Source organism: Desulfurobacteriaceae bacterium (genome assembly GCA_039832905.1).
Classification (GTDB): domain Bacteria; phylum Aquificota; class Aquificia; order Desulfurobacteriales; family Desulfurobacteriaceae; genus Desulfurobacterium.
On the sequence record JBDOLX010000004.1, the window covers coordinates 372 to 5,152 of the forward strand.

At 37.2% G+C, this 4,781-nt stretch carries 5 protein-coding genes; 1 reads left to right on the forward strand and 4 read right to left on the reverse strand.

Annotated elements, in window-relative coordinates; all coding sequences use genetic code 11:
• Positions 1-82: 82 nt before the first annotated feature.
• Genes msrB through moaCB form a run of 4 tightly spaced genes read right to left on the reverse strand, consistent with a single transcriptional unit; the run spans position 83 to position 2,428 of the window.
• Entirely contained in the window at positions 83-628 is a 546-nt protein-coding gene (gene msrB / locus ABGX27_00085; protein MEO2067899.1) for a peptide-methionine (R)-S-oxide reductase MsrB, read from the reverse strand.
• Positions 606-968: a molybdenum cofactor biosynthesis protein MoaE gene (locus ABGX27_00090; GenBank protein MEO2067900.1), complete on the reverse strand. Its 363-nt coding sequence runs from the start codon at positions 966-968 to the stop codon at positions 606-608. Before ABGX27_00090 ends, msrB begins: the two co-directional genes overlap by 23 nt.
• Positions 952-1,515: a molybdenum cofactor guanylyltransferase gene (locus ABGX27_00095; protein ID MEO2067901.1), complete on the reverse strand. Its 564-nt coding sequence runs from the start codon at positions 1,513-1,515 to the stop codon at positions 952-954. Before ABGX27_00095 ends, ABGX27_00090 begins: the two co-directional genes overlap by 17 nt.
• Before the next feature lies 1 nt (position 1,516).
• Positions 1,517-2,428 (reverse strand): bifunctional molybdenum cofactor biosynthesis protein MoaC/MoaB, encoded by a 912-nt coding sequence (moaCB, locus tag ABGX27_00100; protein MEO2067902.1) that lies wholly within the window; start codon positions 2,426-2,428, stop codon positions 1,517-1,519.
• A 74-nt stretch (positions 2,429-2,502) separates the two neighbouring features.
• Here moaCB and ligA point away from each other — a divergent pair, with 74 nt between their 5' ends.
• Entirely contained in the window at positions 2,503-4,677 is a 2,175-nt protein-coding gene (gene ligA / locus ABGX27_00105) for an NAD-dependent DNA ligase LigA (protein ID MEO2067903.1), read from the forward strand.
• Positions 4,678-4,781: the final 104 nt, after the last annotated feature.

The following is a 4,781-nucleotide window of genomic DNA, read 5'->3' on the forward strand; positions in this document are numbered from 1 at the left end:
GAAACAAGCTCATCAAAGAGAACTCTGTCCCAATCTATTGCTCCTACCCAAAAGACGGTTTCCTTTATCTTTTTTACAGCCATTACTCCTCCACAGGTTCAAAATCTTCCTTTCCTACTCCACACCAAGGGCAAGTCCAATCGTCTGGAAGTTCACTAAAAGGAGTTCCTGGAGGTATTCCGTTGTCAGGATCTCCAACTTCTGGGTCATAAACGTAACCACAAGGAACACATCTATACTTTTTCATAGTTTCCTCCCTGGGGATAAAAGTTAAAGAAACAGAATTCACACAGTATCTAACGTTCTTTTTGGTTAACCCTTCCCCATAAAAAACGTGTCCAAGATGAGCTCCACAGTTTGAACAAATGATTTCTATCCTATCGTCTGGGAATTCTTCAGGGATTTCTTTAACAGTCCCTTTAATACAGTCATCAAAAGATGGCCAACCGGACGTACAAAAGAACTTATGTTCACTTTTAAAAAGGGGAGAACCACACCTTTTACAAAGGTAGATTCCTTCTTCAAAATGGTTCCAATACTTACCGGTAAAAGGAGGTTCTGTCCCCTTTTTAAGAATTACCCACTTTTCAAAGTTGGTAAGGTAATCATCTCTGAATTTCTTTTTCAACTACGACCTCTTTTTTTATCCTTGAGATAAGCTCTTCAAAAGCTGGTAGGACATCTTTTCTAAACCTTCCTGCTACAACTACTATCATTATGTCGTCTCCAATCTTTAACCTTCCTCTATTTATCCAAACTCTAACAGCCTCAATTCCTTCTCTTTTTTCTATTTCCGAAACTACCTCCTTTAGTTTTTCTTCATCGTAAGAAAGTTCCATCTCCTTTACGCACTCTCCAGTTTTTGAAGTTGACCTCACAACTCCATTGTGAACAAGAACCATTCCAAGATTTTCAGGGTTCGCAGAGTCTTTTACCTCGTTAATCAAAGCATCAATAGATGGCTTCATAAAACTCCTCCTGCCTGTTTATATTAAGAAGACTTCTTCTTCTATAATCTAATATCTCTAATTTTCTAAAATCAAGTCTTTTGCTACTTAAAAATCCATGAAGGTCAGATATTCTGTAGTTTCCTCTTTTGAGAAACTCCTCAACAAATGGTAGATGGACTTTAGAAGCCAAGAAGAAGAGAGAATGTAGAAAATTCCCTTCAGAAATTACGCATGGAGGTGCTTCTTTCGAAAAGGCTTTTAAAACCTCTTTTTTTATAAAAGGAACGTCACCTGGGAGAAAGAGGACTTTTTCGAAAGAAGCATTTCTTAGCCCAGTAATAATCCCATAAAGTGGAGAATGGTCTTTGAAACTTTCTGGAATGAAAGCTACGTCTTTCAAGTAGAGAAATTTATCGCTTGGCTTTCCAACAACTATAACCTCTCCAAGTTCTTTAACACTATCAATAACGTAAGAGATTAAAGGCTTACCAAAAAGGTTTTGAAACAGCTTATCTTTTTTAAACCTCTTGCTTTTACCACCTGCTAGGATACAAACCGTTAGCACTTTAATGTCCTTCTCCCTTTGCCATCTTTAGAGCGTGCTTAACAAGCGGTAAGAACATTTCAAGGTTTTGTTTAACAGCCTTTGAACTTCCGGGAAGGTTAATAACGATGCAATCTTCATTTAAAAATCCAACCTTTGCCCTTGACATTAAAGCTTTTGGAGTGAATCTAACTCCGAGAATTCTCATAGCTTCTGAAAAGCCCACCATCTCTTTTTGCAAAAGATCTTCTGTTGCTTCAGGAGTAACATCCCTCTTGCTAAAACCTGTTCCCCCTGTTGTTATGATAACGTTTGCTCCTTCCTTCTCAAAATTCTTGATAGCCTCTTTTATCTTTTCTTTTTCGTCTGGAACAACAACATAACCAATAACTTTCGCCTTAAAGCTTTCTAAAATTTCCTTTGCAAGAGGACCGCTTTTGTCTTCCCTTTTTCCTTCATAAGCACTATCACTAACAGTAACGACAGCGGCTTTTAGGTTTGATAAGTCTTCTGACCAATCGGATTTTCCACCACTCTTTGAAATAACTTTAACGTCTTCAATAACCATATTTTTGTCAAAAGCTTTGCACATATCGAAAATGTTTAAAAGTGCCATCATAACTGCATTCATAGCTTCAACTTCGTAACCCGTTCTCCAGATACCTCTAACTTCGGCTTCTACTTCTATGTAGTTCTCCCCAACGTTGGTTTTAACCTCTATGTGATCAATCGGAATCGGATGGCAGAAAGGCATAATGTCAGCTGTTTTCTTAGCCCCTATAATTCCGGCAATTTGGGAAGCTGCAAGAACATCTCCTTTTGGAATTTCCTTGCTTAAAATCTTTCTTATAGTTTCCGGAGAGAGTCTAATCTTGCCGACCGCTTTTGCAGTTCTTAGGTTGTCAAACTTTGTTGTGATATCTACTGTTTTCATTACCGTTCCTCCTTGTTATATTTCCAATCTGGATTAATATCATATAAAAACTCCAACTAAACGTGGAGGAAATTGTGTACACAGCATTAGAAGAAAAAGAATTACAGAAACTTACAGATAAACTTCTTAAAGAACTTGAAGGAAAGGATGAAAAGTGGTTTGAAACTCTCTCCGAGGACAAAGCAAGGAAATTAGCGGAAGATTTAAGGAAGGTAATAAGGTATCACGATTATAAATATTACGTTCTAACAAGTCCTGTTATTTCAGATTGTCAGTACGACAAACTTTTTCACGCCCTTGAAAAGCTTGAAAATGCCCATCCTGAAGTAATTACCCAAGACTCTCCAACTCAAAGAATCGCTCCAGCATTTACAGGAGAATTTGAAAAAGTTAAACATCTTGCTGAAATGACTTCCTTAGAAAACACCTACTCACCAGAAGATTTAAGGGAGTGGGATAGAAAAGTAAAAGAGCTACTTGGAAAAGATGAAGTTGAATACATCGTAGAGCCAAAGTTTGATGGAGCAAGCGTTGAGCTTGTTTATGAAGATAACCTTTTGGTAAGGGGATCAACTCGTGGTGATGGAGTTCTTGGGGAAGATATTACTATGAACATAAAAACAATAAGAACAATTCCTTTAAGAGCTCCATTTTCAAAGTTTGGTATAAAAAAGGTCTCTGTTCGCTGTGAAGTTATAATGCCAAAAAGCGTTTTTGAAAAACTTAACAAAGAAAGGGAAGAAAAAGGACTACCCCTTTTTGCAAACCCAAGAAACGCAGCAGCAGGAACGCTTCGCCTTAAAGACCCTTCTGAAGTTGCCAAGAGAAACTTAGACTGCTTTGCTTATCAAATCCTCTTTTCTAGTCCAAAAAATTTATGTGACGATATAAAAACCCAAAAAGAGGCTTTAGAAATATTAAAAGAGACAGGTTTTAAAACTCCACACATTCAAAAAGTCTGTAAAAATATTGATGAGGTTATAGAAACTGTCCTCAAAGCACAGGAAGAAAGAGAAACTTGGGATTTTGAAGCTGATGGAATGGTTGTAAAGGTAAACGACATATGTACTTGGAAAATTTTAGGTGAAACTATGCATCATCCTCGCTGGGCTGTTGCTTACAAATTTCCGGCAAAACAAGCAGTAACGAAACTTTTAGACGTTATCTGGCAGGTTGGAAGAACGGGAGCTCTTACTCCAGTTGCTGTTCTTGAACTGGTAGAAGTTGGAGGTGTAATAGTTTCAAGGGCATCCCTTTTTAATCCAGACTTTATAAAGCAGAAGGACATAAAAATTGGAGACTACGTAATCGTTGAAAGAGCAGGAGAAACAATACCTTATATAGTTGCTCCTATTGTTGAAAGAAGGGAAGAAGATGTTAAAGATGTAGAAGTTCCGACAAAGTGTCCGGTATGTGGTGCACCAATAGTTAAAGAGCTTGACGAGGCTGTTCCAAGATGTCCCAATATAAACTGTCCTGCCCAGCTAAAAGAGCATTTAATCTACTGGGGAAAAGTACTTGATATAAAAGGTTTAGGGGAAGCAACTGCTAGCCTTCTTACAAAGAAAGGACTTGTTAAGTCAATTGCAGATTTATATTACCTGAACGAACTTTTCTTAATGTCTTTACCAGGTTGGGGATACAAAAAAACCGAAAACCTTTTAAAGCAGATAGAAAAGTCAAAGGAAGCACCGTTTTGGAAGAAAATTACAGCTCTTGGTATAAGACACGTTGGAGAGAAAACAGCACAAGTTTTAGCAAGCGAGTTTAAGGACATAGAAGAACTAAAGAACGCTCCTTTTGAAAGACTTGCAAGTTTATCAGGAATTGGAACTATCGTTGCTACAAGCATAAAGAACTTCTTTAAAGCTGAACAAAACATTGAAACTATAAAGAAACTTGAAAAAGCAGGCTTTAAGTTTAAAAGAACTAAAGAAGAGGAAAAAGAGGTTTCTTTACCACAACCTCTTAAAGGTCAAAAGGTTGTCTTTACAGGTGAACTTAAAAACTTTAAAAGAAAAGAAGCCCAAGAGATTATTAAACTCCTTGGTGGAAACCCTACAAATTCCGTTTCTAAAACAACAAGTTTTGTGGTAGTTGGAGAGAACCCCGGTTCTAAATTTGAAAAGGCGCAAAAGCTTGGAGTAAAAATCCTAAATGAAGAAGAGTTCATAAATCTTTTAAAAGAGTTCGCTAAGGATAACCCTGAGCTCAGGAGGATTTTGGAGAATAAGGGAATCAATGTCTAAAAGGTTGGTACAAAAAAAATTTAAGGAGAATTGATATGAAAGTTTCACAGAAATCAGAAGAAATAAAGGACAGGAAGTTAAGGAGAGCTTATGAAAAGGCTTTA